At 51.1% G+C, this 25,864-nt stretch carries 28 protein-coding genes; 10 read left to right on the plus strand and 18 right to left on the minus strand.

Going from position 1 to position 25,864, the window contains the following annotated elements; translation table 11 throughout:
* Positions 1-63: 63 nt before the first annotated feature.
* From HRU78_05430 to HRU78_05440, 3 genes are read right to left on the minus strand one after another with little or no spacing between them, the layout of a single operon-like run.
* On the minus strand, positions 64-555 hold the full coding sequence (locus HRU78_05430; protein QOJ23159.1) for an IS110 family transposase: 492 nt from the start codon (positions 553-555) through the stop codon (positions 64-66).
* Positions 552-896, minus strand: a complete 345-nt coding sequence (locus HRU78_05435) for a transposase (GenBank protein ID QOJ23160.1) — start codon at positions 894-896, stop codon at positions 552-554. Before HRU78_05435 ends, HRU78_05430 begins: the two co-directional genes overlap by 4 nt.
* Complete coding sequence (locus HRU78_05440) at positions 851-1,054, minus strand: hypothetical protein (protein ID QOJ23161.1); 204 nt, start codon at positions 1,052-1,054, stop codon at positions 851-853. Before HRU78_05440 ends, HRU78_05435 begins: the two co-directional genes overlap by 46 nt.
* A gap of 658 nt (positions 1,055-1,712) precedes the next feature.
* On the opposite strand from HRU78_05440, the gene fumC reads away from it, so the two are divergent.
* Both fumC and HRU78_05450 read left to right on the plus strand, forming a co-directional pair.
* Positions 1,713-3,098 carry a class II fumarate hydratase gene (gene fumC, locus HRU78_05445; protein QOJ23162.1) on the plus strand — a complete coding sequence of 462 codons (1,386 nt, stop codon included), beginning with the start codon at positions 1,713-1,715 and terminating at the stop codon, positions 3,096-3,098.
* A 25-nt stretch (positions 3,099-3,123) separates the two neighbouring features.
* Positions 3,124-4,425: an MFS transporter gene (locus HRU78_05450; GenBank protein ID QOJ24931.1), complete on the plus strand. Its 1,302-nt coding sequence runs from the start codon at positions 3,124-3,126 to the stop codon at positions 4,423-4,425.
* Positions 4,426-4,580: 155 nt separating this feature from the next.
* Here the strand turns inward: HRU78_05450 and HRU78_05455 are convergent, their stop codons facing one another.
* The 3 genes from HRU78_05455 to HRU78_05465 all read right to left on the minus strand — a co-directional run bounded on the left by HRU78_05455 (position 4,581) and on the right by HRU78_05465 (position 6,278).
* Positions 4,581-4,736, minus strand: a complete 156-nt coding sequence (locus tag HRU78_05455; GenBank protein QOJ23163.1) for a hypothetical protein — start codon at positions 4,734-4,736, stop codon at positions 4,581-4,583.
* 256 nt (positions 4,737-4,992) lie between these two features.
* On the minus strand, positions 4,993-5,790 hold the full coding sequence (locus HRU78_05460; protein ID QOJ23164.1) for a sulfite exporter TauE/SafE family protein: 798 nt from the start codon (positions 5,788-5,790) through the stop codon (positions 4,993-4,995).
* 32 nt (positions 5,791-5,822) lie between these two features.
* Positions 5,823-6,278, minus strand: a complete 456-nt coding sequence (locus HRU78_05465; protein ID QOJ23165.1) for an EVE domain-containing protein — start codon at positions 6,276-6,278, stop codon at positions 5,823-5,825.
* A 174-nt stretch (positions 6,279-6,452) separates the two neighbouring features.
* Here HRU78_05465 and HRU78_05470 point away from each other — a divergent pair, with 174 nt between their 5' ends.
* The gene (locus HRU78_05470; GenBank protein QOJ23166.1) at positions 6,453-7,106 is read left to right on the plus strand and encodes a redoxin domain-containing protein; all 654 of its coding nucleotides are present in this window, start codon (positions 6,453-6,455) and stop codon (positions 7,104-7,106) included.
* A gap of 36 nt (positions 7,107-7,142) precedes the next feature.
* Here HRU78_05470 and HRU78_05475 read toward each other — a convergent pair whose 3' ends face one another.
* A complete protein-coding gene (locus HRU78_05475) occupies positions 7,143-8,093 on the minus strand; it encodes a chemotaxis protein CheV (GenBank protein ID QOJ23167.1) in 951 nt (316 codons plus the stop codon).
* A 402-nt stretch (positions 8,094-8,495) separates the two neighbouring features.
* On the opposite strand from HRU78_05475, the gene HRU78_05480 reads away from it, so the two are divergent.
* Complete coding sequence (locus tag HRU78_05480; protein QOJ23168.1) at positions 8,496-9,914, plus strand: hypothetical protein; 1,419 nt, start codon at positions 8,496-8,498, stop codon at positions 9,912-9,914.
* Positions 9,915-9,934: 20 nt separating this feature from the next.
* On the opposite strand, the gene ubiE is transcribed toward HRU78_05480, so the two are convergent.
* On the minus strand, positions 9,935-10,669 hold the full coding sequence (gene ubiE, locus HRU78_05485) for a bifunctional demethylmenaquinone methyltransferase/2-methoxy-6-polyprenyl-1,4-benzoquinol methylase UbiE (GenBank protein QOJ23169.1): 735 nt from the start codon (positions 10,667-10,669) through the stop codon (positions 9,935-9,937).
* Positions 10,670-10,713: 44 nt separating this feature from the next.
* Positions 10,714-11,124 (minus strand): DUF971 domain-containing protein, encoded by a 411-nt coding sequence (locus HRU78_05490; GenBank protein ID QOJ23170.1) that lies wholly within the window; start codon positions 11,122-11,124, stop codon positions 10,714-10,716.
* An 84-nt stretch (positions 11,125-11,208) separates the two neighbouring features.
* Between HRU78_05490 and phoB the strand changes: the two genes are divergently transcribed.
* Complete coding sequence (gene phoB / locus HRU78_05495; GenBank protein ID QOJ23171.1) at positions 11,209-11,931, plus strand: phosphate regulon transcriptional regulator PhoB; 723 nt, start codon at positions 11,209-11,211, stop codon at positions 11,929-11,931.
* Positions 11,932-12,081: 150 nt separating this feature from the next.
* Positions 12,082-13,386, plus strand: a complete 1,305-nt coding sequence (phoR, locus tag HRU78_05500; GenBank protein QOJ23172.1) for a phosphate regulon sensor histidine kinase PhoR — start codon at positions 12,082-12,084, stop codon at positions 13,384-13,386.
* A 45-nt stretch (positions 13,387-13,431) separates the two neighbouring features.
* Here the strand turns inward: phoR and HRU78_05505 are convergent, their stop codons facing one another.
* The gene (locus tag HRU78_05505) at positions 13,432-14,256 is read right to left on the minus strand and encodes a prolipoprotein diacylglyceryl transferase (GenBank protein ID QOJ23173.1); all 825 of its coding nucleotides are present in this window, start codon (positions 14,254-14,256) and stop codon (positions 13,432-13,434) included.
* Positions 14,257-14,355: 99 nt separating this feature from the next.
* On the opposite strand from HRU78_05505, the gene ilvD reads away from it, so the two are divergent.
* From ilvD to HRU78_05520, 3 genes are all read left to right on the plus strand, one after another.
* Positions 14,356-16,029 (plus strand): dihydroxy-acid dehydratase, encoded by a 1,674-nt coding sequence (gene ilvD, locus HRU78_05510; GenBank protein ID QOJ23174.1) that lies wholly within the window; start codon positions 14,356-14,358, stop codon positions 16,027-16,029.
* Positions 16,030-16,319: 290 nt separating this feature from the next.
* The gene (locus HRU78_05515; protein QOJ23175.1) at positions 16,320-16,631 is read left to right on the plus strand and encodes a c-type cytochrome; all 312 of its coding nucleotides are present in this window, start codon (positions 16,320-16,322) and stop codon (positions 16,629-16,631) included.
* Between the two features lie 108 nt (positions 16,632-16,739).
* A complete protein-coding gene (locus HRU78_05520; GenBank protein ID QOJ23176.1) occupies positions 16,740-17,156 on the plus strand; it encodes an OsmC family protein in 417 nt (138 codons plus the stop codon).
* An 86-nt stretch (positions 17,157-17,242) separates the two neighbouring features.
* On the opposite strand, the gene HRU78_05525 is transcribed toward HRU78_05520, so the two are convergent.
* The 8 genes from HRU78_05525 to HRU78_05560 all read right to left on the minus strand — a co-directional run bounded on the left by HRU78_05525 (position 17,243) and on the right by HRU78_05560 (position 23,656).
* Positions 17,243-18,100 carry an HDOD domain-containing protein gene (locus HRU78_05525; protein QOJ23177.1) on the minus strand — a complete coding sequence of 286 codons (858 nt, stop codon included), beginning with the start codon at positions 18,098-18,100 and terminating at the stop codon, positions 17,243-17,245.
* A gap of 116 nt (positions 18,101-18,216) precedes the next feature.
* Positions 18,217-19,161: a lipoyl synthase gene (lipA, locus tag HRU78_05530; protein QOJ23178.1), complete on the minus strand. Its 945-nt coding sequence runs from the start codon at positions 19,159-19,161 to the stop codon at positions 18,217-18,219.
* Positions 19,158-19,820 (minus strand): lipoyl(octanoyl) transferase LipB, encoded by a 663-nt coding sequence (gene lipB / locus HRU78_05535; GenBank protein ID QOJ23179.1) that lies wholly within the window; start codon positions 19,818-19,820, stop codon positions 19,158-19,160. Before lipB ends, lipA begins: the two co-directional genes overlap by 4 nt.
* 18 nt (positions 19,821-19,838) lie before the next feature.
* Entirely contained in the window at positions 19,839-20,102 is a 264-nt protein-coding gene (locus HRU78_05540; GenBank protein ID QOJ24932.1) for a DUF493 domain-containing protein, read from the minus strand.
* A gap of 22 nt (positions 20,103-20,124) precedes the next feature.
* Positions 20,125-20,994, minus strand: a complete 870-nt coding sequence (locus HRU78_05545; GenBank protein ID QOJ23180.1) for a D-amino acid aminotransferase — start codon at positions 20,992-20,994, stop codon at positions 20,125-20,127.
* Positions 20,995-21,027: 33 nt separating this feature from the next.
* The gene (locus HRU78_05550; protein ID QOJ23181.1) at positions 21,028-22,194 is read right to left on the minus strand and encodes a D-alanyl-D-alanine carboxypeptidase; all 1,167 of its coding nucleotides are present in this window, start codon (positions 22,192-22,194) and stop codon (positions 21,028-21,030) included.
* Positions 22,195-22,244: 50 nt separating this feature from the next.
* Positions 22,245-22,790, minus strand: a complete 546-nt coding sequence (locus HRU78_05555; protein ID QOJ23182.1) for a zinc ribbon domain-containing protein — start codon at positions 22,788-22,790, stop codon at positions 22,245-22,247.
* Positions 22,791-22,831: 41 nt separating this feature from the next.
* Positions 22,832-23,656, minus strand: a complete 825-nt coding sequence (locus HRU78_05560) for a DUF2914 domain-containing protein (protein QOJ23183.1) — start codon at positions 23,654-23,656, stop codon at positions 22,832-22,834.
* 116 nt (positions 23,657-23,772) lie between these two features.
* Here HRU78_05560 and ligA point away from each other — a divergent pair, with 116 nt between their 5' ends.
* Complete coding sequence (ligA, locus tag HRU78_05565; protein QOJ23184.1) at positions 23,773-25,824, plus strand: NAD-dependent DNA ligase LigA; 2,052 nt, start codon at positions 23,773-23,775, stop codon at positions 25,822-25,824.
* Positions 25,825-25,864 lie beyond the last annotated feature (40 nt).

The raw sequence follows: 25,864 nt of genomic DNA on the forward strand, positions 1-25,864 counted from the left end.
AGGGCGCGTTTGGAGCTCGTAGCTTGTAGATACTCTCTCTTTTTGCAAATGATTTTTAAGAAATCATGTTGTTTCCATACGAAAAAACATACGGCCATCAAAAGGCTGTTTGCTGCGTAACATGCCGTAAATTGCATGCAGTATTTTGCGCATGACTGCACATAATGCTTGGATTTTCAGTAACCCACGTTTTTCCTGTAAATGTTTGTAGTAAGCTGCAACATGAGGCTCGCTGCGGCTTGCCACCAACGCAGGCATGTATAAGGCTTGGCGGATATACCGGTTGCCTGCTTTACTAATCCTTGTTTGCTTGACCACGCTACCGCCCGATTCAAAGTGCCTCGGATCCAAGCCTGCATAGGCTACCCATTGTTTGATCGTTAAATCATCAGGCATAGTCAATAGTTCGCCTAGCAACTGAATGGCAGAGGCTTCGGCAATACCTTTCATGCTAGTAATCAAGGCAAAAATCTCACGTAATTCTTGGTTTCTGTTAATAATGCTCAATGCGTTGATACGGAAACCAGCAATTTGTTCTTCAAGTGTGCCAATCAAACTTTTGTCTGCGTGAGGATCACTTCCGGTGTTTCCTGAGTCACCATCAATGCACCTAACTGATTCTTCACCTGCGCTTTGATTTTGTTGGTTGCGGAAATGCGGCGCGCTAAAGCGCGTAACGCAAGCGCTTCTTCACTTGGGCGCTGCCATTGAACAAGCGGCATCCGCTCGGCATAGCTCGCCAATACATCCGCATCAATACTGTCGGTCTTACACCGCTGCATCAGTGCCTTGGCAAAGTTATGAGCAGCTTTGGGATTGATTACCGTTACCGTAATCTTTTCGGAACGGCTCAAGGCAACGGCCAGATCAAAGTGATGCATACCTGTCGCTTCCATACACACGATGCTTTCACCCTGCAATTTTGAATCAAAGCAACTAAGCGTTTATGATCTTCCGGTGCATTCTCATACGGTTGTGCTTTTCGATGCTTGCCATTAACACTGACCACCACACTCAATGCTTTACCTGAAACATCAATACCAATGTGATTCATTGCTTATCACCTCGAAATCATTTTTGTTATCATGCTTTCTGGTTTCCCTGACCCTGGCACTTCATCTATCTTCCTTGCAAATTCAGGTTCAGAAGCTAAGCTTACAGACCTTGGATACTCCACGATATGGATGACGAGGGCGGGGAGCCTTTCTACGTACAAGCTCGGAGCTTAAGGTTGGGTCGACTTCCCCAGAAATTGGTATTACTCTAATACAATTTTCTTGTCGGGTTAATATACAAGGTTGGGGTAAGGCACGAACCCCAACATCAACAAAATCGCCAATCGTTGAGCTTCATTTCATTCAAACCAACCTACGGGTTGTTGCCATTGAGGATGATGCGGTACCCGGCGGCAGTATGGGGGGGGTATATTCCGCTCATAATGCTGGTTGCAATCGCGAGGAGCCTTGTAATCGGATAAAACATTTAGCAGTCGTGGCGACCTCGGATAGAAAACATCATATATGCAATGAATGAAACGCTAAACCGGAATCTTATGGAAACACTAAATTATTCGTCACACCGGCGAAGGCCGGTGTCCAGTTCGTTGTTTTTTCTGGATTCCGGCCTTCGCCGGAATGACAAATTTAGAATAATTCAGCGGCTTGTTAGTAAACCGGTACTCCAATTCATCCCATTTAGTGAGGTAACTACCCATGCAAATCCGTGAAGAAAAAGACACCATGGGGCCGGTGCAAGTGCCCGCCGAAGCCCTGTGGGGCGCGCAAACGCAGCGCTCGTTGCAGAATTTCAAGATTTCCGGTGAGTGCATGCCGGTGGCGTTGATTCATGCGCTGGCCAAGGTCAAGCGTGCCGCCGCCAAAGTCAACCACGATCTGGGAGTGCTCAATGCCGCCAGCGCCGCGGCGATCATCGAGGCGGCCGACGAAGTGATCGCGGGGGATTTCGACGACCAATTTCCGTTGGTGGTGTGGCAAACCGGTTCCGGTACGCAGACCAACATGAACGTGAATGAGGTGCTGGCGAACCGGGCATCGGAAATTCTCGGTGGCGGGCGCGGCGCGGATCGCAAAGTGCACCCGAACGACGACGTCAATAAAGGGCAATCGTCCAACGATGTGTTCCCGACCGCGATGCATGTCGCCGCCATGCAGGAGTTGCAGCATCACTTGATTCCGGCCATTCAGTTGTTGCGTGAAACCTTGGCCACCAAAGCGCAAGCTTTCAATGCCATCGTCAAAATCGGCCGCACGCATTTACAGGATGCGACACCGCTCACTTTGGGGCAGGAATTTTCCGGTTATGTCGCGCAATTGGATCACGGCTTGCGGCATGTGCAAGCGTCGATGGGTCATGTGTGCGAGCTGGCGCTTGGTGGCACGGCGGTCGGCACGGGACTCAATGCGCATCCGGAATTCGCCGCTCGCGTGGCGGCTGAATTGTCGCGACTGAGCGGACTTCCTTTTATCACCGCGCCGAATAAGTTTGAAGCGCTGGCCAGTAACGATGCCTTGGTGCACGCGCACGGCGCATTGAAAACATTGGCTGCGTCGTTGATGAAAATCGCCAACGATATCCGCTGGCTGGCATCTGGACCGCGTTGCGGCATCGGCGAATTGCGCATTCCCGAGAACGAGCCGGGCAGTTCAATCATGCCGGGCAAGGTCAATCCGACGCAATCGGAAGCGATGACGATGGTGTGCTGCCAAGTGATGGGCAACGATGTCGCGGTCAACATGGGCGGCGCGCTGGGGAATTTTGAATTAAACGTGATGAAACCGCTGATCATTCATAATTTCCTGCAAAGCGTGCGGCTGCTGGCGGACGCGATGGTGAGTTTCAACGAGCATTGCGCCACCGGCATCGAAGCCAATGTCGAGCGAATCGATGCGCTGATGCACAATTCGTTGATGCTGGTGACCGCGTTGAATCCGCATATCGGTTACGACAAGGCCGCCGAAATCGCCAAAAAAGCGCACCGCGAGGGCACGACGTTGAAAGCCGCCGCAATTGCGACCGGTTATCTGACGGCGGAGCAATTCGATGCCTGGGTGGTGCCGGAAAAAATGACGGGTCAATAGCCAATTTTAAGAGCTTGCTTTAATGATGGCATTTCCCGCTGACTGTTTTGCACCCGTTACGCGCCGCGAACGCTTTGCGTGGTGCATGTACGATTTCGCCAATTCCGGCTATACCACGGTCATTCTGACCGCTATTTTCAATGCGTATTTCGTCGGCGTGATTGCCGCTGGCAGCGGCAACGGTTCGGCGACGCTGCTGTGGACGCTGACCATGGCGGCCGCCAATGCGCTGGTGTTGTTGAGTGCGCCGGTCGTGGGCGCCATCGCCGATTATTCCGGGGCGAAAAAGCGTTTTCTGGCCGTAACGACGGTGGGTTGCGTACTGTTTACCGCGTTATTGTATTTTGCCGGGCCGGGCGATATCGCCTTGGCGGTTGTGCTGGTGATTCTGGCGACGGTGATGTTCGCCAGCGGCGAAAACCTGATCGCGGCCTTTCTGCCGGAAATCAGCACGCCGCAAACGATCGGGCGGCTGTCCGGTTATGGCTGGGCGCTGGGCTATTTGGGCGGTTTATTGACGTTGGCGTTGTGTCTCGGTTATGTCACGTACGCAGAAAAGCAGGGCATGGAAGCCGCGCAGTATGTGCCGGTGACCAATCTGATTGTGGCGACGTTGTTTGCTATCGCCGCGTTGCCGACTTTGTTATGGCTGCGCGAGCGCGCGGCTGTGGCGGAATCATTTGATAGTACGCATATCGTGCGGCAAGGCTTTGGTCGTTTGCGTGCCACGCTGCGCCAAGCCCGTCTGCATACCGATTTATTCCGTTTTTTGCTGGCGCTGACTACATATTATGCCGGCATCCATATCGTGATCGTGCTAGCGGCGGTGTACGCGCAAGAAGTGATGGGGTTCAAAACGCAGGATACGATTGTTCTGATTATGGTGGTGAATGTGACGGCAGCCATCGGCGCTTTCCTATTCGGTCATTTGCAGGATCGCATCGGTTCGCTGCGGTGTATCGCGATCACGCTGGTGATTTGGATTGCAGCGATTATTTGCGCGTATTTTGCGGTTGATGAATTTCTATTCTGGGTTGCCGCCAATTTGATCGGCACCGCACTCGGTGGCGCGCAATCGGCAGGAAGGGCGCTGGTGGGTCAATTTACACCATCCGGGCGGCAAGGTGAGTTTTTCGGTTTGTGGGGACTGGCAACGAAATTGTCGGCGATCGTCGGTCCACTCACGTACGGCGCAATGGTTTATGTGTTTGCCGGGGATCACCGTATCGCGTTACTCAGCACGCTGGTGTTTTTTGTTCTCGGTCTGGCGATGCTGGCAACGGTCGATGAGAAAAGAGGGCGCGAGATGGCGGGAATCGATTACTGATGGATTTTCTTTGAAACTGAGAAGAATTTCTGCAGGGAATTTTCCGGAGTTTTGCTGCTGACTGCCTGAAGGCGCCTGTAGGAACATTAGATCCTACAGGGTGTACCTCAACTACATTGGACGATAAATCGTCTTAATAATTACTCAAGTAACTATTATTTACCTGGCAGCTCGTTACGGCCTTCAGGTGCTTTACCTTCATGGGTGGTGCCATAGTTTTCTGAACTTGCGCTTTCAGGCGCTGTAGGTTTGCCACATGCGACTAATGTTAATGCTAAAAGTGTTACAACAAAAAATGCTGAGAGTTTCATTTATAGCTATATCCTTAAAATTTAAAAAAATACATCGCTTACTTTTTTACTGCATTGCGACTATAGCATGATACAAGAAAAAATCACTGAAAAATTGTTATCTGGAATTTCCTTAAGGAAGCTCTGAAAAAGGTAGCGAGCGATGATCAGGCAAGGCGAAATCCGGTGAAAAAGCGCAATTTACAGTGAGTAAATGAGCATTTTGAACCTGATTTCAACGCAGCCTGAACGAGCGCAGTCGTTTTTCAGAGTTTCCTTAAAGAATGCTGATTAACATGCGGATGCCTAAGCCATAGAGCAATACCACAAAGATTGACCGCAGGATCGCCGTTTGAGTGGAATGCGTGAGCCTTGCCCCGAGCGGTGCTGTCAGCATGCTGGCGGCTACCAGCCAGAACAAAGCCGGTAAATACACATAGCCCAGGCAATAATCGGGCAGCCTTTCCGCTTGCAACATGCCGTTTACAACGTAACCGGCCGTGCCGGCCAGTGCGATGGGAAAACCGATGGCGGCGGCGGTGCCGATGGCGTGTTGTAACTTAACGTTGCACAATGTCAGAAAAGGCACCGATAGCAATCCGCCGCCGATGGCAACCAGACTGGACAGTGCGCCGATGACATTACCAGCGAGAAACAGGCCGATTGGCCCGGGAAGCTGGAACATCGGACTGGGGCGGAATTGCAGCAGCATCTGGGTAGCGGCGTAAAAGATGAAAATGACAAAAATAACGCTCAAAAGCTGACCGGTCATTGATCCCGCGAGTGCTGCGCCGCCGAATGTACCGAGAAAAATGCCTGGGGTGATATTTTTCAAGATTTGCCAGTTCACTGCGCCATGCTGATGATGGGTACGCAAGCTGGCAGCCGAAGTGAAAATGATCGTCGCCATCGTGGTGCCCAGCGCCAAATGAATGATGCGGTCAGCAGGGAAATCTTGTGCGGTGAATAGCGAAATCAGCACCGGCACGATAATGAGACCGCCGCCAATACCGAGCAACCCGGCAAAAAATCCCACAAACGCACCGGTCAACAGATAGATCAGCCACCATTCCATGATTCAGGCCGGATAAAAAGAATCGAAGCACATTACAGAATACCCATGATGAATTGCCACTCGGTCGGATCGACCGGTGTGATCGATAAGCGGTTGCCGGTTTGCAGCACGCGCATGCGGCGCAGTTCGGAGTATTGCCGCAATTCCTTGATCGCGATCAGCCGGGTTCTGCGTTGCAGGGTGATCTCGACGTTAAACCAGCGCGGATTGTCTTTGGCCGCTTTGGGATCGAAATACTTGCTGGCGGGATTGAATTGCGTGGCATCTGGATAAGCCGGTTTGCTGACGGCGGCGATGCCCATGATGCCGGGATCCTTGCAGCACGAGTGATAGAAAAATACCCGATCGCCAATGGTCATTTGATGGCGCATGAAGTTGCGCGACTGATAATTACGCACACCTTCCCACGCGACCGTTTGATTCGGCAGGGCGGCAAAATCATCGATGCTGAATTCATAAGGCTCGGACTTCATTAACCAGTAGCGCATTTTCTGAGTGGATGGTGATTTTTGTTCGGCAGTTTAGCGGGAAAGCGCTAATTATAGTTCATTGCTTTCAATCGGTTCTTGTAAAAACTATCTTCTGTTGATGAAAAATCTGCACGATAATGCATAGCTTCTGTAATATTCCAACGTTTTTTGCTCATTCCAATTACCTTAACAATGAATAATTACACACTTTCCGATATTACGGTGGATACCTGGGTACAAGGCGGTCCGCTGTCGTTGAGCGATCTGACCGGTTCGGTCGTATTGATCGAGGTTTTTCAGGTGAACTGTCCCGGTTGTTTTATTTATTCACTACCCAGAGCGGTTGATTTACACGAACGTTATCACCAGCGGGGACTGGTTGTGATCGGCTTGGCTACCGCATTCGAGGATTATGATAAAAATACGCTGGAGAATTTGCAGAAACTGGTTACTACCGGAGAAGTGATCGGCGAAACCTACAAGGCGCTCAATCAATATAACCTGTTGCCGCAAGGTAAATTGCCGTGGAAAATTCCGTTTGCGGTGGGGATGGATCGCGTTGTGACGGAAACCGAACCGGTTACCGATGAACGCGTGCTGCAGTATGCGCAAAAATTTCTGCCCGATTTCGGCAACTTCAGCGCCGGGCAGCAGCAAACGGTGTTGCAGCAGGTGCGGCGTTACATGGAGCAAAAATCGATGCGCGCGGAAACTTTCGAGCGTTTTGCGCTACAGGGAACGCCGTCCTGTATTTTGTTCGACCGGAAGAGCGAGCTCAAGGATGTTTCGTTTGGCCAGATCGATTATAAACAAGCAATGGTCGAGCATTTTCTGGCGGAAAAATGATATCTGAAGTCTATCCGGCATTCAGCATTACTACGACTACGCTAATGCCTTGCGGATGGTTTCGGCCAGTTCTTCCGCGACGAATTTGGCGATATAAGCATCCGCACCTACCGATTTGACGTGTTTTTCATTGGTTTCACCCGTTAATGAGGAGTGAATCACCACTGGGATTGATTTGAATCGCTGGTCGCTTTTGATGTTGCGTGTCAGCGTAAAACCATCCATTTCCGGCATTTCCAAGTCAGTCAGCACCAGCGCGACCTTATCCTGAATGGTTTTACCTTCGGTTGCGGCGGCGTCCGACATGGATTGGATGCGATTCCAGGCTTCCAATCCGGTTTTGGTCATGACAAATGGCACATTTAACGCTTTCAGTTCGCTTTCGATCATGCTGCGGGCCAGTGGCGAATCATCTGCCGCCAGAATGACTTTTCCGGCCGGGAGTTTGATCGAGGGGCCGATTTTCTCCGCTGTCATTTCTTCAACGGGTGCAGGTAGAACGTCACGCAGAATCTGTTCGACATCGAGTACTTGCGCCAGCCGGGAATCTTCCGTATTGCCGTCGATCCTGGCGATGCTGGTGACTAATTTGCCGCCTTTACCTTCCGCCGCGATGACTTGATTCCATTCGAGACGCACGATTTCGTTGACTTCCTCAACCGCGAAAGCCTGCGTCGAACGGGCATACTCGGTAACTAATAGAATCGGGAGCCCTTTTTTCGGCGTGCAGCCGACAACTTTGGGGAGATTGATAACGGTAATGACTTGGCCGCGGATGTTGGCCACACCCATCACATTGGCGGGTGCATTGGCGATGGCGGTGATAGTCGGCATGACCAGAATCTCGCGGATTTTGAAAACATTGATGCCGAACAATTCCCGCTGTCCATTGCCGGAGGCTTCGCCCAACCTGAACAGCAGGAGCTCGAATTTGTTGCTGGCAGTCAGGTTCGTGCGTTCGTCAATTTCATGCAATGCTGTGTTCATGTAATATTCCCCGCTATTGATAAGTAAGTTGCGTTCGGATCTGCGACTAACCCGAGAGAAAATCGGGATTAATATCAGAAGTGTAACGTATCGATCCGCGATGGAAAAACTTTAGAAGCGTGACAAATACCCGCTTATTTGCGTTTTTAAGCGTTAACGGATTGGATGCCGGAATTAATCCGGCGCGCACTAAAATCCGTATTGCTGCGGCTGAACTTTATCGGCTGGCGATTATCTGAGTTAAGGCTAATTTTCCGTGTTTTTTTGTTAATTTAACAAGACTTAGGTCAGGCGGGTTTGGGCGGTAATTTGCCGTAATCGGCATTGGCATCACCTATATTCGGATCGATTCATGCCGTTGATAACACGCTGGAGCAGCCGACCTTTAGTCTGGAGAGAAGAATGGATTTATATGCAAGCATTGCCAAAGAATCGAAACAATCCGGGTTGATCAGGGAATTCCGGATTGCATTTCTGAATCTTTATTGCGGTATCCAACTGCTTGCTTTTCGCCGTATTGCAATCGAAAGAATCGTTATTTCATACGATCAATTCATTTTGTTGCTGGCGTTTCATGCACTGACGGCACTGGTTGTTTCATATGCTGTGACACCCAGCCCTGTTTTTGATCTGTCAGGGTTGGGCTATCTCGGTGTCAAATTATTGATCGCCTTGATGGTGGGTTTTGTATTTGCAAAATTGACCGGCAATCCGGGCGATTTGCTGAAGATTTTAGTGATCACGTATTGTGTTCTGCCTTTCTTTTATTTGATTTCTTATGTTCTGTTGACTTATCTGCCGGCAGAATTCCTGGTCAGCGGTTATGTCATTTTTATCGCCTGGGCTTTGGCCGTTTGTTTTTATATCGCACAGCAATTGCTCGCAGGCAATAAAGCTAAAGCTATCTTGATCACGCTGCTGTGGTTGAGCGCATCTTATCCGCTGGCCAATTTATCGTTCAGTTTCTGGTACGAAGGTTATGACGATGGCGGTGAGCTGGCTGCGCATGCCGATGATGGCCGCTACGATGTCAATCAGGAGTATGTTTACTATAGCCAGTACCGGCTGTTGAATAATGCACTGGATCCGATCAAACCGGGCATCGCGGGGATTAACGATTTGTTCTTTGTCGGCTTTGGCGCCGATTCCACGCAAGATGTTTTTATGCGGGAAATCGACCATGTGCAGCGCGTCATGACCGAGCGTCTGGGCGTGTCGGGGCGTTCCGTTGCTTTGGTCAATAACCTGAAAACGCTCGATACCGCACCGCTGGCATCTTCCACCAACCTCAGGATTGCGCTGCAGCATATCGGCAGTAAAATGAATCGTGACGAAGATGTGGTATTTCTTTACTTGACCAGCCATGGATCGATGAATCATGAACTGGCCGTGGAAATGTGGCCGCTCGATCTCAATTACATACGCCCGGAAGATATCAGAACATACCTGGATGATGCCGGTATCCGCTGGCGCATTATTCTGATTTCGGCTTGCTATTCCGGCGGTTTTATCAAAGCGCTGCAAAACGAATACAGTCTGATTTTTACTGCTGCCGCAGCTGATAAGGCATCTTTCGGTTGTGCCAACGAAAATGAGTACACTTATTTTGGCGAAGCGCTGTTCAAAAACATGGAAGACAAACCTTACCGGTTTGTCGGGCACTTTGTCCAGGCGATGGAAAAAATCCGGCAACGCGAGCTGCACGAAAATCTGATTCCCTCCGAACCGCAATTATTTATCGGTAAGCTGATGAAGGAGAAATTGAAGCTCCTGGAGCGGGATATCGGAAATGCGACAATTCCCAGAGAACGGTTGAATTGATCAAAGCCGCCGGTTTTTACTTATAACTTGTAGCCGCGGTGCAGCGCCACGATGCCCGCCGTCATATTGAAGTACTCGACACGCTCGAAGCCTGCTTGCTCCATCAATTCCTTTAATTCATCCTGGGAAGGATGCATGCGGATGGATTCGGCTAAATAGCGGTAGCTATCCGCATCATCCGCAAACACTTTTCCCATGGTGGGGAGTAATTTGAATGAGTACGCATCATAGGCGGGTTGCAGCGGTTTCCAGACTTTGGAAAACTCCAGCACAATGACAGTCCCTCCCGGTTTGATGACGCGCAGCATTTCCTTGAGCGCGGCATCCTTGTGCGTCATGTTTCTCAGACCAAACGCCACGCTCACGCAGTTGAAATAGTTATCCGGGAAGGGTAGTTTTTCCGCGTCGCACTGCGCGACGGGGGTTGGCGTGCCTTCGTCGATCATGCGGTCGCGGCCGATCGACAACATGGAATTGTTGATGTCGGTTAACCAAACCTCGCCGGATTTGCCCACTTTCTGTAAAAAAAGCGCGGTCAGATCCCCGGTGCCGCCAGCGATATCCAAAACCTTGTCGCCGCTTTTAACGCCGCTGACTTCGATGGTAAAACGCTTCCACAGACGGTGCAGACCTGCCGACATCAAGTCGTTCATCACGTTATAGCGCTCCGCTACCGAATGAAACACTTCTGCGACTTTGCCGGCTTTTTCCTCTTCTGCAACAGTATTAAAGCCAAAATGTGTGGTTTTTGTCATGACGGGAATTGGGTTCTCAGGTTGGTTGACGATGGTTGAAAAATTTATTTGCAGGAATGGCCGGTATTGCCGGAGCGAGCCGCGGGTTCTCTGCTGGCGCCGGCTTCAGCCATGCGCTGCAGATAGCGCTGCCACATTTTATCCTGATTTAGACCGAAGTTATACAGCAGATCCCAGGAATAAAGCCCGGTGTTATGGCCGTCAGAGAAATTGAGCTGTATGGCATAATTACCGACAGGCTCGATTCTGATGATGCTGACCATTTTCTTACCGGTTTGCAGTACTTCCTGTCCCGGGCCGTGACCGCTGACTTCGGCGGACGGTGAATAAACGCGCAGAAACTCGCAGGGAAATTGAAAAGCTTTACCATCGGAGAAAGCGATGTCGAGTATTCTGGATTTCTGATGCAGCTTAATTTCAGTAGGGTAAGGTGTATCTTTGGTTAAACCGGCCATAGTGTATTCGATGTTTACGGACTAAAAATTCATGATCGCATTGTAACAAACTGTACGGAAAAATTGACTGCTCCAGGAGCGGATATGACAGCAACAATATTGATCGTGGAAGATGAAGCGGCTATACGGGAGCTGATCACCTATAATCTGCAGCAAGCCGGTTACGAAACGGTTTGTGCGGATAATGCCGAGCAAGCGATGGCGGTTATCAATACCGCACTGCCAGATTTGATTTTGCTGGATTGGATGCTGCCGGGATTGAGTGGCATTGAGTTTGCACGGGTTTTGCGGCGCAGTGAACGTACCCGGTTGATTCCGATCATCATGTTGACGGCGCGTACGCAGGAGCTGGATAAGGTGACGGGATTGGAAATGGGAGCGGATGATTACATCACCAAGCCTTTCTCACCGCGCGAACTGATTGCGCGTATCAATGCCGTGCTGCGCCGGTTGATTCCGGAAGCTTCCGACGAAGCGGTGGAGATCGACGGTTTGCGGCTTGAGCCGGTTAATCATCGCGTGCTGGCCGGAAATCGGGAAATTGAACTGGGACCGACGGAATATCGCTTGTTGCATTTTCTGATGACGCATACCGAGCGGGTTTATTCGCGCAGCCAATTGCTCGACCGGGTTTGGGGCGATCACGTGTTTGTCGAAGAACGCACCGTCGATGTGCACGTTCTCCGGTTGCGCAAGGCGTTGCAACCGGCAGGCAAAGATGATTGGATACAAACTGTCCGGGGTACAGGTTACCGGTTTTCTGCGCCGGTTGCACAGCCGGCAAAAGATTCCAATAGGGAGATTTAAGCCATTCCCTGTGATGTTATGGCGTTATGATGTTTTGACACGAAGGTGTAAAAAAGTAGGGTTAATTTGCATGCGCAGTAAAGCGGTAAATTGCACAATCATCTCTGCTTGAGCTTTCTTCGCATCATCATTTTTTTCGGGATTTATTAAGTGTCTGATATTTGGCAACGTTCTTCTAATGTTTTGCTGGTCATCTTTATTACCACGGTGCTATGGATGATGCTCGGCAGCGTGAAGGCCTTGATCTTTTTTAGCGTGACGATGTTATGGATGGTATTTCATCATATCCGTCATATCGTCGCGCTGGAACGCTGGTTACAGTTGTCCGATCATTCTCCTGCCAGTATTCCGGCCGGATCCGGTGCCTGGGACGATGTATTCGCTCATTTGGCGCGCTACGTGCGTCAGCATAGTCAAAGCCGGGAATTGTTGAGTTCGGCGCTGGAACGGATGCGTAGCGTTACTTCAGCGATGCCGGATGGCATCGTTATTCTGGATGAGCATGACCGGATTGAATGGTGTAATCCGGTAGCCGAGCAGCATTTGGGAATTAATCTGGCATTGGATGCCGGGCAGCAAATTACTTATCTGGTCAGGCAAATACCGTTCGTCGAGTACTTGGCCGCGCGGCAATTCAGTACCCCCTTGATTTTGAAACAAACACGCCAGCAAGGCATCATCGTTTCGTTACAACTGGTGCCTTACGGTTATAACCAGAAGCTTCTGATCAGCCGAGACATCACGCGGTTTGAAAAAATAGAAACGATGCGGCGCGATTTTATCGCTAATGTTTCGCATGAATTGCGCACGCCGCTGACGGTTATCGGCGGGTTTCTCGAAACTTTGTCGGGCGATGAGAATGTGAATACCGGCTTCAATAAGCGCGCTCTGGCATTGATGACGGAACAGACCACCCGCATGCAGCGGCTGGTCGAAGATTTGTTGATTTTATCGCGCTTGGAGAATGAACAGAATAAAGTAAGCGAAAAGACCGTGAATGTCGTCAGCTTGTTGCACGATGTCTTGCAGGATGCCGAATCGCTCAGCGCGGGCCGCCACCAAATCAAATTGAATATTGCAACGCATGATCAGTTGCTGGGAAGCGAGCAAGAGTTACGTAGCGCATTTGGCAACTTGATCAGCAATGCCATCCGCTATACACCGGATGAAGGCGAGATTACGATCAATTGGGAGAAGCGCGGCGGGCAGGGGGTGTTCTTTGTGCAGGATAGCGGTATCGGCATAGAACCGGAGCATATCCCGCGTTTGACGGAACGTTTTTATCGTGTCGACAGCAGCCGCTCGCGCGAAACCGGCGGAACCGGATTAGGGCTGGCGATCGTCAAGCATGTGCTGAACCGGCATGAAGCACGTCTCGAAATTACCAGTGCTATGGGAAAAGGCAGCCGGTTTACCGTCTGGTTTCCGGCCAAGCGGTTGGTATCCGGAGATTAAGATCGCGTGTGAACCTAAATTTCCCATTTGTCTTCCAGTCGATTCTTAACGTTTCTTGTTTTTCCGCGGATTAGTATGCGGATTGCTTGCGGCTTTCCGCTTAGACCACACCAACACGGCGATTCCCGCCACAATCATCGGGATCGATAACCATTGACCCATGGTAACTCCGAGTGTCATCACGCCCATGAAACCGTCTTCCGGTTCGCGGAAGAATTCCGCGAATGAGCGCAACACGCCGTAGCCGATCATGAACATGCCGGTGACCGCGCCGGTTGCGCGCGGTTTGGATGAGTAAATCCAGATGAAGATAAACAGCAACACACCTTCGAGCGCGAATTGATACAACTGGGAAGGATGACGCGGGAACTCGTCGACATACGGGAAAACCATGCCCCACGGTACATCGGTGTGCCGTCCCCAGAGTTCGCCGTTGATGAAATTGCCGATGCGGCCTGCAGCCAAGCCCAGTGGAGTCAGCGGAGCGATGAAGTCGGTGACGGCGAGCCAGGAGAGTTTATATTTGCGCGCCAGCAGCATCATGGCGATGAAAACGCCGAGAAAGCCGCCGTGAAACGACATGCCGCCTTCCCAGATGGCAAAAATGTGCAACGGGTGTTCCAGGTAATAACCGAATTGATAGAACAGCACATGCCCCAGGCGCCCGCCCAGAATCACGCCGAGCATGCCGTAAAACAACGCGTCGTCGAGCATTTCATAAGTGAAAGTGGAATGCGGGTTGTGTTTGATGCGATACCGTCCAAGCAAAACAAAGAACGTGAAACCCAGCAAATACATCAATCCGTACCAATGAATGGAAAGCGGTCCGATGGCGATGGCGACGGGATCAATTTGCGGGTGAACGAGCATAGTTTCGGCCTTATTTACGGTAAAATAGCGGACATTATACCAAGTGCGTTTGCGTACGCCTGGTCATAAATCGTATTTTTATTTTATTCAGGAGCAAGCATGCCAGACAATAAACGGAGCCAGATCATCACTCAAGGGACACAACACGCACCCAGCCGCGCTATGTTGCGCGCGGTTGGTTTCAGTGATGGGGATTTTAACAAGCCGATTGTCGGCGTGGCTAACGGTTATTCGACGATTACGCCGTGCAATAAAGGTCTGAATGAACTGTCATTGAAAGCCGAATCGGCGCTTAGAAAAGCAGGCGCGATGCCGCAGATGTTCGGCACCATTACGGTATCGGACGGCATTTCGATGGGTACCGAAGGCATGAAGTATTCGCTGGTGTCGCGCGAAGTGATCGCCGACTCGATTGAAACCTGCGTGCAGGGCGGAAGCATGGACGGTGTGATCGCCATCGGCGGTTGCGACAAAAATATGCCGGGCGCGATGATTGCGATTGCGCGCATGAATGTGCCGGCGATTTTTGTCTACGGCGGCACGATCAAGCCGGGGCACTATAAAAATCAGGATCTGACGGTAGTCAGCGTATTCGAGGCGGTAGGGCAGCACAGCGCGCATAAGATCGACGATGAGGAATTGCTGCAGATCGAACGGCATGCGTGCCCCGGTGCCGGGTCGTGCGGCGGTATGTATACCGCGAATACCATGTCATCCGCGTTCGAAGCGATGGGTATGAGTCTGCCGTATTCTTCCACGATGTCCGCGGAAGACGGCGAGAAAATGTTCAGCGCCGGGCAATCCGCCGAAGCATTGGTGCATGCCATCAAAAAACAGATCCTGCCGCGCGATATCATCACACGCCAATCGATTGAAAATGCTATTGCCGTGATCATGGCGGTGGGTGGTTCGACCAATGCGATCCTGCATTTTCTAGCGATTGCGCATGCCGCTGAAATCGAATGGAACATAGACGATTTTGAGCGGATGCGCGCCAAAGTGCCGGTATTATGCGACCTGAAACCATCCGGACGTTATGTGGCTGCCGATTTGCATCAAGCCGGCGGTATTCCGCAAGTGATGAAAATGCTGCTGAATCATGGGCTGCTGCACGGCGATTGCATCACCATCAGCGGACAAACCATCGCGGAAGTACTGAAAGATATTCCCGATACACCGCGCGCCGGTCAAAATGTAATCCGCCAGTGGGATCATCCGATGTATGCACAAGGTCATCTGGCGATTCTGAAAGGCAATTTGTCGACCGAAGGGTGCGTGGCGAAAATTTCCGGTATCAAGAACCCGAAAATTACCGGACCTGCGCGCGTGTTTGAATCGGAAGAAACCTGCATGGCGGCGATTCTGGCGCGCAAAATCCAGCCGGGTGATGTCGTGGTGATCCGCTACGAAGGGCCGAAAGGCGGCCCTGGCATGCGGGAAATGTTGTCGCCGACCGCCGCGCTGATCGGTGAAGGGTTGGGCGATTCCGTCGGCTTGGTCACCGACGGGCGTTTCTCCGGTGGTACATACGGCATGGTGGTCGGGCATGTGGCGCCGGAAGCCTTTGTCGGCGGCAACATTGCGCTGGTGCAGGAAGGCGATTCGATTACCATCGACGCCGAGCAGCGGCTGCTGCAACTGAATGTACCGGATGATGTGCTGGCAAAACGCCGCACCGCCTGGCAACCGCCGCAACCGCGATATACGCGCGGGGTACTGGCGAAATACGCGCAACTGGTTTCCAGCGCGAGCAAGGGTGCAATAACGGATTAGCTTCGGCAAAGCCGGTTCCGGTTCTTTGGCAGCGGATTGATCATCGTTTGAATCGGCAGTGCTGGCCTGAGGAAAGTTTGGCCTGACTTCTCCGGTTTGTTGGAACTAAATAATTTACCCCTAAGTCTCAGCAACGCAGTATCATCAGAGTCAGCAGCAAGGCTGGTAAGCGTTGGGGCATAGATGACAACAATTGCATGCCGGTATTCACAAACTTACAGGAATTGCTGCAAGTCTGTTAAGTTCGGGTTAGAATATCAACCCTTTTATAATTTTTATAAGGAAGAGATATGAAAAAAGTTTTAATTGGAGCAGTTGCTGCATCTGCCATTTTATTAGCCGGTGTTGCTCAAGCCAACGCTGATTTGGCAAAAAGTAGTGGATGTTTGAATTGTCACAATGTCGACACCAAATTGGTTGGTCCAGCCCTGAAAGATGTTGCCGGTAAATATGCAAGCCAGGCAGACGCTTCTGCATACCTGACAGATAAAATATTAAAAGGAAGTAACGGTGTTTGGGGTCCGATCCCAATGCCGCCAAATGCTAACGTTAGCCCGGAAAATGCTAAAGCATTAGCTGACTTTATTCTGACTCTGAAGTAATTTCATTCTGAATTCAGAAAAGCCGACGCATAACAACGTCGGCTTTTTATTTGCATCAAAACAAAATGTATACATGTCCCAATAGGTTAGGGGAAGGTTGGGGGAACGATGAAAACTCGTATCAAATGGAAAGGAAATGTCAGTTTTCTGGCGGAATCCGGTAGCGGTCACGCGGTGCTGATGGATGGTGCGCCGGAAGCCGGCGGGCAGAATCTCGGGCCGCGTCCGATGGAGATGTTGCTAATGGGGCTGGGCGGTTGTACCACGTTTGACGTAGTGTTGATTCTGAAAAAAAGCCGTCAGGACATCACCGATTGCGTGGTTGAGATCGAAGCCGAGCGTGCGCCGGTCGATCCGAAAGTTTTCACCGATATTCACTTGCACTTCATTATCACCGGTCATGATTTGAATCCGCAAACAATCGAGCGTGCGATTAATCTATCTGCGGAAAAGTATTGTTCGGCTTCCATCATGCTGAAACAGACGGTAAAAATAACGCATGATTATGAAATCATTAATGCTTGATGATAGTTTCTTGTACCGTTTTGTTGTATCGCAATGGATGGGATCACACAGGAGTTTCTGACGAGCGAATAAATTTTTGCTGTTTTCTATACGCACAACGCTTGCGTTAACGAGTTTATTTCTTCTTCCGAGTCCTTGAGGATGCTGCTTAACGTATCTTCGTCAGTTAATAAATCGATATTCGCAATGCTGTAGCCCGTTTGGTTTGAAGGCAGAATGAAAGGCGACTTGACGGGGGCCAGCTGATCGGCGAACAACAGCGTATCGCCGAGAGTGGTTGGAGGGAATGCCAAATAGCCGCGCCATAAACAAACGATGCTGCCGATGACCGATTCCGGAACCGATAACGCGTTGAGAATGGCGGTGCCGATTTTAATTTCGCACTCGAGTTCCGTTTCGTCTTCCAGATCTTCGTCGTTGCTCCATGAACTGGCCATGCTCTCATCGACCAATCCCGGATAATACTTCTCGCGCGCCAACAGGTAAAACCAGCTGATCTCATGAATTATTCCTGCAAACATCGCAGTATCCGGATCCTGCTTGGTGATGCGGCGGGCAATAACTTGCGCCAGTGCGGCCACGTACGCGGAATGCTGCCATAATTGCGTCACCATTTCGCTGCGGACTTGCGGCCCGGCAAGCTGCTGCACTACGACAGCCGTTGCTAAATTACGCACGGTCCGTATGCCGATCAAGGCAACTGCGGAACGCACATCGGTGATTTTTTTTACGGAACGGTTAAATACCACGGAATTGGCAATAGCCACGACTTTGGCCGCCAAGAGCGGTTCCAATTGAATAAACTTGATGACCATTTCAAGATTGCAATCGGGATCGTTTAACGCTCTATTAATTTTGATTGCTGCATGAGTCGACGTGGGAAAAATTAATCTTCCTTCTTCGATTTCGGCAGCCAACGCGCTGAGTATTGCGCTTTTCTCCATAGATACCTCTTGTTATTTTCGAGCCAAGGCATGAATCACGATCCTCAGCTTACTCCAGGCACCGGAGAAGTAATTTGGGAAAAAGCGCAGTGAATTGAAGCTATTTCTTATTTGGCTTAGAGCAGGCCGGATTCGTGCGCTTGTTGATCGGCATGATAGCTGGAACGCACCATCGGTCCGCAGGCCGCATGGCTGAAACCCATTTCCAGCGCGGCTTGTTCAAACACTTTAAAGCCTTCCGGCGTGACGTAGCGATTGACCGGCAGGTGACCGATACTGGGTTGTAAATATTGACCGATGGTCAGCATTTCCACATGGTGTTCGCGCAGATCGCGCAAAACTTGCAGGATTTCTTCGTCGGTTTCGCCCAATCCGAGCATCAGGCCGGATTTAGTCGGAATGTGCGGAAACTGCGCCTTGAAGTCTTTCAGCAGTTTCAAGGAATTCGCATAGTCTGCACCGGGGCGGCATTGTTTGTACAGGCGAGGCACGGTTTCGAGGTTGTGGTTCAAGACATCCGGCGGGCAGGCGGCGAGTTTTTCCAAGGCCACTTCGAGACGGCCGCGGAAATCCGGTACCAAGGTTTCAATTTTGGTGTGCGGTGAATGCTTACGGATCTCACGGATACAATCGGCAAAATGCTGTGCGCCGCCGTCGCGTAAATCGTCACGATCGACGCTGGTGATGACCACGTAGCGCAATTTCATGGCACCGATCGATTGCGCCAGATGCAGCGGTTCATCCGCATCCGGCGGTTTTGGGCGGCCATGCGCGACATCGCAAAAAGGGCAGCGGCGCGTGCATAAATCGCCCAAAATCATGAAGGTGGCGGTGCCTTTGCCGAAGCATTCGCCGATATTCGGGCAGGATGCTTCTTCGCATACGGTGTGCAGCTTGTGTTCACGCAACAAGCGTTTGACTTCGTAATAATTTTCGCTGTTGGGCGAGCGCACGCGGATCCAGGACGGCTTACGCAGCAGATCGTCTCGCGATTGTGGTGCTATTTTGACGGGGTTGCGCGCAGTTTTGTCAGCGCCTTTTTGGCGGGTATCGATGGTCATAGTGTTCCGTTGATTGTTTTCTTGAGAAGTTGTTCTTGTAATTGATTGGCCAGTCTGGTACCTAGAATTTCCACGCCGTCGGGAATGCCCAGATCTTTGGTTTGCGTGACTTGCAATCCTTGATAACCGCAGGGATTGATGTACGAAAACGGCGTTAAATCCATATCCACATTCAATGCAATGCCGTGGTAGCAGAAGCTGCGCTTGATTTTAAGTCCCAGCGACGCGATTTTGGCGTTCCCCACATAAACCCCGGGAGCTTCAATGCGGCCTGCGGCTTTAACGTGATAGTCTTCTAGCACGCCGATCACGGCGTTTTCCATCCGTCTGACCAATTCGCGCACACCGAGTTTCAAGCGGCGAATGTCCAGCAGCACGTAAGCGATGATTTGTCCCGGTCCGTGATAAGTAATTTGGCCGCCGCGATCGGTTTTAATGACGGCAATTCCATGATCGTGCAGCAAGTGCTCGGGTTTGCCGGCAATGCCTTGGGTAAAAACCGGCGGATGCTGCAACAGCCAGATTTCATCATGGGTTTGCTCGCTGCGGCTATGCGTGAAATCCTTCATCGCTTGCCAGGTTGTCTGGTAATCGCATAATCCCAATGTTTTGACGACAAAATGCTGTGAAGCGGAAACAGACAAGGAAAGATTCTGCATCGTGAATGATCACAATAATTACAATACCACGGCAATCATGGGATGGCTAGATAAAGCCTGGTACAGAGCATCCAGTTGCGCGCGGGAAGTGGCGCGAATGGTGCAGGTAAGGCTTAAATAAGCGCCGTTTTTGCTGGCCTTGACTGCCATCGTAGTGGTATCAAAATCGGGGGCGTGATATTTAACGATCGCCAGCGCAATTTGCGTAAAATCTTGCTGCGCCTTGCCCATGATTTTGATGGGAAAGTCGCAAGGATATTCGATCAGTGAAGGCTGTTCCAGCATGAATAAATTGGCGTATCCGCTATGAATCCGAGCAACCGCAGGAATGACCGCGCATGTTGGTGGCTTTATAGTCCTGATACAAAGCGTGCAAGCGCGCGAACAGTTCACCCGGTTTGCCTTTTCCTACCGGTTGATTGTCCAATGACGTGATCGGCATGATCTCCTTGGTCGAGGAGGTTAATAGGATTTCATCCGCGGTGCGTACTTCCGCTGCAGAAATGTCGCGCACTTCGTGCGGAATGCGATTCGCCGCCGCCAATTCGAGCACCACGTCGTATGTGATACCAGGCAGCATCAGATTACTTTTCGGTGGTGCCAGCAGCACGCCGTTCTTGACTACGAAGATGTTACTGGCAGCACCTTCGGTCAGGAATCCGTCGCGGATCAAGATCGTTTCCAGTGCCTGCACATCCACTGCCAATTGCCGCAATAGGACATTTGGCAACAGTGAAATGGCCTTGACATCGCAGCGTATCCAGCGGTTATCGAGCGCAGTGATGGCCGAAGCACCGCTGACCAGCAGCTCCGCAGGCGGCGGTAGCAGCGGATTGCTCATGATAAAAACAGTCGGCGGCACATTGACCGGAAATGCGTGATCGCGTTTGGCGACGCCGCGTGTAATGTGCAAGTAGAGATACTGATCCTCGCCATCATTTTTGGCGATGACTTGCTCCAGCAGATTTTTCCATTCATCGTTGCTGAACGGATTTTTCAGGCGAATGCCGTCCAGACTGTGCTGCAATCGATGGAGGTGTTTGCCCAGACGGAAGGGTTTGCGCGAGTAAGCCGGAATCACTTCGTATACACCGTCGCCGAAAATAAAGCCGCGGTCCAGAACAGGAATGCATGCTTCTTCAATGGGCATAAACTTACCGTTCAGATATATCATGCGAACCTTTTGTGCTGTAAGTATTGAAACAGATTAATTAAAAAGCAATTTTACACTATCCCAGGCGCGGCCGATGATGTTCGCGCTGTCAACTTTCTCCAGCGCGACCAGCGGATAGGTTTCGATGGTTTTGTCATCCAGTGTGAATTTTACCGTACCTACTTCCTGACCGAGTTGTACCGGAGCAATTAAAGGCTGTTTATATTCCATGGTGGCTTTCAGCTTATCGCCTTGCCCTTTGGGAAGCGTGAAATAGACATCGCGGTCGAATCCGGCTTTCAGCTCATTTTGTGCGCCTTTCCACAAATGAATGACAGTCAGCGAGTCGTTCTTTTTGTACAAATGCAGCGTATCGTAAAATTGGAAGCCGTGATTGAGCAGACGCTGGCTTTCCTGACTGCGCGCATTGGCCGATTTTGCCCCGATCACGACCGAAATGAGCCGCCGCTTATCGCGAATCGCCGAAGTGATCAAACAATAACCGGCGGTTTTGGTCCAGCCGGTTTTCATGCCGTCGACATGCGGATCAATCCATAGCAAACGGTTTCTGTTCGGCTGCGTGATATTGTTGTAGGTATATTCTTTCTGTGAATAGAGCGGATAAAACTCCGGGAAATCGCGGATGATGGCGGTTGCCAGCAGCGTCAGATCATGCGCCGTGGTGTAGTGATCAGGGTCGGGCAAACCGGTCGAATTGGTGAAGTGGGTGTTCTTCATTCCCAAACGGGCGGCTTCTTTGTTCATCAGATCGGTGAAACCGGCTTCCGAACCTGCGACAGCTTCCGCCAAAGCGATACATGCATCGTTGCCGGATTGAACGATCATGCCGCGAATCAATTCATCCACGGTGACCTGTTTACTGGGTTCTATGAACATGCGCGAACCGATCATGCGCCAAGCGCTTTCGGATACCGGAATGGGTTGATCCAGCGCCAGCTGCTTTTGTTTGATCGCGGAGAATACGACATACGCCGTCATCAGTTTTGTCAGCGAAGCCGGTTCAATGCGTTCATGTTCGTTTTGTCCGGCCAATACCTGCCCGGTCTGGAAATCCGAAAGCATGTAAGATTTGGCTGCAATGGAGATGTTTTGCGGCTGGGCGGATACTGACGAAATCGCGAGGTACAACAACAATAATCCGAATAATAAATGCTTCATAGGAGTCTGAAGTCTGCAAAAGTGAGCATTATAGCGTGCCATCAGGGAATCTAAAACCTTCGTATTTTTAATCCTGGAAACAATAACCTGACTTACGAGCTGCCGGATGGTTTATCGATGATATCCATATGAAATCCCAGTTTTCCTTGTCCGCGTTCCTTAAAATATTGCTTTAACGGTTCTTGGATGACGCGAAATGCCATTTCTTCCCAAGGAATTTCATGTTCGGAAACCAATTTGACTTCCAGGCTTTCGATACCGGGCTTGAAATCGAGATCCAGCAAGCGTGCGCGAAATAGAAAATAAACCTGGCTGATATGCGGCAGGCTGTAAACGGCATATAAATCGCCGATTTCTACGCGTGCATTGGCTTCTTCCAGAGTTTCGCGCGCCGCGGCTTGCGCCAGTGTTTCATTGTTTTCCATAAAACCGGCCGGTAGGGTCCACCAGCCCAAACGCGGTTCAATGGCGCGGCGGCACAATAAAATTTTGTCTTCCCATTCCGGAATGCAGCCGACCACCATTTTCGGATTCTGATAGTGAATGGTTTTGCACGCAGTGCATACGTAGCGCAGCAGCGAATCACCTTCCGGGACGATCAATTCAACGGTGGCGCTGCAATGGCTGCAGTATTTCATGGCTAAATCCTTAAATACATGCGATGGGAGGTGAATGAGGTTTACTGCTGAGTGACGGTAAAGTTGCGGGTCGCCAGCCGGTTTCCCGATTCATCGATCAATTCGACGCGCCATGCGCCGAGCCGCCGCTGATCCAGTTGCTTGCTGGCATGCGTGCGCCAATTGTTACTGCGCACATGCAGATTCAACTTTGAATCCAGTTTGTCATTGTGGTACCAATCGATGTGGATATTTTTCCCTTGCAGGTTTTTTAAGTGCAAGTAAAAGTAAACCGGTTTGGACTCACCCGGTTGCAATTGCACGGTGTCAATCGAATCGACCGGTTCGCGCGCTTCGATGGCATGACTCAATTGCGCCCGGACAACTTCCGTCTGATCGGATGTTTTTTTCGGCTTCGTTTGTACAGCGGTTTTGGGGATCTTTTTTCCGGCGCTGTCGGATGGGTGGGCCGTTGAATTGAACGGCGGTTTTTTGGCCGGTATCACAACGGGCTGCGCTGAATTGTTCGCAGCCTTGGGTTTGACAGGCTCGGACGGCGGTTTTTGTGCGTTGATCAATGCGCCGGATTGCGTCCCGGTTGTACCGTTCGCTGGGCCGGGTTGCGGTTCGGCTTTTTCCTGCAGCGCGACATCTCCGGGAATCACAGCGGTTGTATTATCCGCCGGGGTTTTCTCGCCGTCATCGCCAGCAAACAGCAAATAGCCGACCAAGCCCAGCAGGGATAGCATGAGCAGCGCCGCGATGACGATTTTATTCCAATCCAGCGTTTGTTCGTAAGTAACCTCCGGTTCGGGATAAAGCGCTTCGATGGCTTGCGGCTGCGGTTGCTGGATTTGAATGCGGATTTTTAATTTATTGTCGCTCATGGCTTGTCTCAAGACATTAGAATATCGCTCGAGGGATTTTGATGAAGTGCGCAGTATAAAGGATTTTTTGCCAATTACTGAAACCGCAGTTTGCCGCGATTCGCTATACTTTCAGCATGCTTGAAAATATTGAGAAAATAAAACAGCACGCCGAGACGCTGCGAAAAGAAATCGAACTGCATAATTACCGTTATTATGTGCTCGATAATCCCTCCATTCCTGACGCCGAATACGATCGATTGCTGCGCGAGTTGCAGCAAATCGAGCAGGATAATCCGCAGCTGATCACCGCCGGTTCGCCGACACAACGCGTCGGTGCCGCGCCGCTCAAGGTATTTGCACAAGTTGCACACGATATTCCGATGCTGTCGCTGAGTAATGCGTTTGAAGACGGCGAAGTCGAAGCCTTCGACCGGCGTGTGCGCGAAGGTTTGTCCATCGAGTGTGTGGAATATACCGCCGAACCGAAATTTGACGGATTGGCCGTCAGTTTGCGCTATGAAAACGGTGTGTTCAAAACCGGCGCAACACGCGGTGATGGTTATACCGGCGAAGACATCACGCTGAACCTGAAGACGATCCGGTCGATTCCGTTGAAGTTGCCGATGGATGATCATCCCGCGTTGCTGGAAGTGCGCGGCGAAGTATTGATGCTGAAAAAAGATTTTCTGCGATTGAATCAGCAGCAATCGACAAAAGGCGAGAAAGAATTCGCCAATCCGCGTAACGCCGCTGCGGGCTCGCTGCGTCAACTCGATCCCGGCATAACGGCAACCCGGCGCCTCACTTTTTTCGCTTATGGCATCGGGCAATGCGATGATGCGCAGTTGCTGCAGGATACGCATTACAACATGCTGCGCTATCTATCTTCGTTACATTTTCCAGTATCGACGGAATGCCGGGTGGTTACGGGATTACCGGGATTGCTGGAGTATTACCGGACGATCGGCGCCAAGCGTGAAACGCTGCCGTATGCCATCGATGGTGTGGTGTATAAGGTCAATTCATTAGCATTTCAAGAGAAACTTGGTTTTGTCTCGCGCGCACCGCGTTTCGCCATCGCGCACAAATTTCCGGCGCAGGAAGCGATAACGCAATTGCTCGGTATCGATGTGCAGGTCGGCCGCACCGGTGCATTGACACCGGTTGCGCGGCTGCAACCGGTGTTTGTCGGTGGTGTTACCGTGACCAATGCAACCCTGCATAACGCCGATGAAATCGCCCGCAAGGATGTGCGCATCGGCGATACCGTGATCGTGCGCCGCGCCGGCGATGTGATTCCGGAAGTGGTGGCGGTGGTAACGGAAAAACGCCCACTAGGTGCTTTGGTATTTACCATGCCGGCGCATTGTCCGGTGTGCGGCGCAAAAGCGGTGCGTTTGCCGGACGAGGCGGTGGCACGCTGCACCGGCGGCTTGTTTTGTCCGGCGCAACGTAAGCAGGCGCTGTTGCATTTTGCCTCGCGCCGCGCGATGGATATCGACGGTCTCGGCGAGAAATTGGTCGAGCAAATGGTCGATCAAGCGATCGTGCGCACACCGGCGGATTTGTACCGGCTGGGAATCGCCGCACTGGCGAATTTGGAGCGCATGGCGGATAAATCGGCGAGCAATATTTTCAATGCAATTGAAAAAAGCAAGCACACCACATTGGCGCGATTTATTTATGCACTCGGTATCCGCAATGTCGGCGAGGCGACTGCAAAGGATTTGGCGGCGCATTTGGGCAGTTTGGACCGGTTGATGGCAGTCGATAGCGAGCGCTTGCAGCAGATTCCTGATGTCGGCCCGGTGGTGGCGCAGAGTATCGCCGATTTCTTCGCCGAAGCGCATAATCGCGAAGTGATCGAGCAGTTGCGCGCTAGCGGCGTGCACTGGGATGAGCACGCAGGAAAACCGGTTTCAACCGCTGCTGCGACGCCGTTAGGCGGAAAAACGTTTGTGCTGACGGGAACGCTGCCAACGATGAGCCGCGAGCAGGCGAAAGAAAAAATCGAAGCGCTGGGCGGCAAAGTCAGCGGCAGTGTCTCGAAGAAAACCGATTATGTCGTCGTCGGCGCCGATCCCGGCAGCAAATATGACAAGGCTGTGAATTTGGGTATCCCCATTCTGGATGAAGCAGGATTGGCAGCGTTACTCGAACCGCTGATGGCCATGCGTGAAGAGTGAAATGTCAGTGCGAGGCCGCTGTTTTATTTTCCGGATTACA

The organism is Gammaproteobacteria bacterium, assembly GCA_015709635.1.
Lineage (GTDB): Bacteria > Pseudomonadota > Gammaproteobacteria > Burkholderiales > Nitrosomonadaceae > Nitrosomonas.

Bases quoted from the DNA above. Each gene is read 5' to 3' on its own strand.
- HRU78_05440 (QOJ23161.1), bottom strand. From the start codon at position 1,054: ATGAATCACATTGGTATTGATGTTTCAGGTAAAGCATTGAGTGTGGTG.
- HRU78_05480 (QOJ23168.1), top strand. From the start codon at position 8,496: ATGGATTTATATGCAAGCATTGCCAAAGAATCGAAACAATCCGGGTTG.
- lipA (QOJ23178.1), bottom strand. From the start codon at position 19,161: ATGACCATCGATACCCGCCAAAAAGGCGCTGACAAAACTGCGCGCAAC.
- HRU78_05525 (QOJ23177.1), bottom strand. From the start codon at position 18,100: ATGGAGAAAAGCGCAATACTCAGCGCGTTGGCTGCCGAAATCGAAGAA.
- HRU78_05505 (QOJ23173.1), bottom strand. From the start codon at position 14,256: ATGCTCGTTCACCCGCAAATTGATCCCGTCGCCATCGCCATCGGACCG.
- phoB (QOJ23171.1), top strand. From the start codon at position 11,209: ATGACAGCAACAATATTGATCGTGGAAGATGAAGCGGCTATACGGGAG.
- lipB (QOJ23179.1), bottom strand. From the start codon at position 19,820: ATGCAGAATCTTTCCTTGTCTGTTTCCGCTTCACAGCATTTTGTCGTC.
- ubiE (QOJ23169.1), bottom strand. From the start codon at position 10,669: ATGACAAAAACCACACATTTTGGCTTTAATACTGTTGCAGAAGAGGAA.
- ligA (QOJ23184.1), top strand. From the start codon at position 23,773: ATGCTTGAAAATATTGAGAAAATAAAACAGCACGCCGAGACGCTGCGA.
- HRU78_05460 (QOJ23164.1), bottom strand. From the start codon at position 5,790: ATGGAATGGTGGCTGATCTATCTGTTGACCGGTGCGTTTGTGGGATTT.
- HRU78_05455 (QOJ23163.1), bottom strand. From the start codon at position 4,736: ATGAAACTCTCAGCATTTTTTGTTGTAACACTTTTAGCATTAACATTA.
- HRU78_05555 (QOJ23182.1), bottom strand. From the start codon at position 22,790: ATGAAATACTGCAGCCATTGCAGCGCCACCGTTGAATTGATCGTCCCG.
- HRU78_05550 (QOJ23181.1), bottom strand. From the start codon at position 22,194: ATGGCACGCTATAATGCTCACTTTTGCAGACTTCAGACTCCTATGAAG.
- HRU78_05490 (QOJ23170.1), bottom strand. From the start codon at position 11,124: ATGGCCGGTTTAACCAAAGATACACCTTACCCTACTGAAATTAAGCTG.
- ilvD (QOJ23174.1), top strand. From the start codon at position 14,356: ATGCCAGACAATAAACGGAGCCAGATCATCACTCAAGGGACACAACAC.
- HRU78_05520 (QOJ23176.1), top strand. From the start codon at position 16,740: ATGAAAACTCGTATCAAATGGAAAGGAAATGTCAGTTTTCTGGCGGAA.
- HRU78_05470 (QOJ23166.1), top strand. From the start codon at position 6,453: ATGAATAATTACACACTTTCCGATATTACGGTGGATACCTGGGTACAA.
- HRU78_05450 (QOJ24931.1), top strand. From the start codon at position 3,124: ATGGCATTTCCCGCTGACTGTTTTGCACCCGTTACGCGCCGCGAACGC.
- HRU78_05475 (QOJ23167.1), bottom strand. From the start codon at position 8,093: ATGAACACAGCATTGCATGAAATTGACGAACGCACGAACCTGACTGCC.
- HRU78_05435 (QOJ23160.1), bottom strand. From the start codon at position 896: ATGGAAGCGACAGGTATGCATCACTTTGATCTGGCCGTTGCCTTGAGC.
- HRU78_05545 (QOJ23180.1), bottom strand. From the start codon at position 20,994: ATGATATATCTGAACGGTAAGTTTATGCCCATTGAAGAAGCATGCATT.
- fumC (QOJ23162.1), top strand. From the start codon at position 1,713: ATGCAAATCCGTGAAGAAAAAGACACCATGGGGCCGGTGCAAGTGCCC.
- HRU78_05465 (QOJ23165.1), bottom strand. From the start codon at position 6,278: ATGCGCTACTGGTTAATGAAGTCCGAGCCTTATGAATTCAGCATCGAT.
- HRU78_05560 (QOJ23183.1), bottom strand. From the start codon at position 23,656: ATGAGCGACAATAAATTAAAAATCCGCATTCAAATCCAGCAACCGCAG.
- HRU78_05515 (QOJ23175.1), top strand. From the start codon at position 16,320: ATGAAAAAAGTTTTAATTGGAGCAGTTGCTGCATCTGCCATTTTATTA.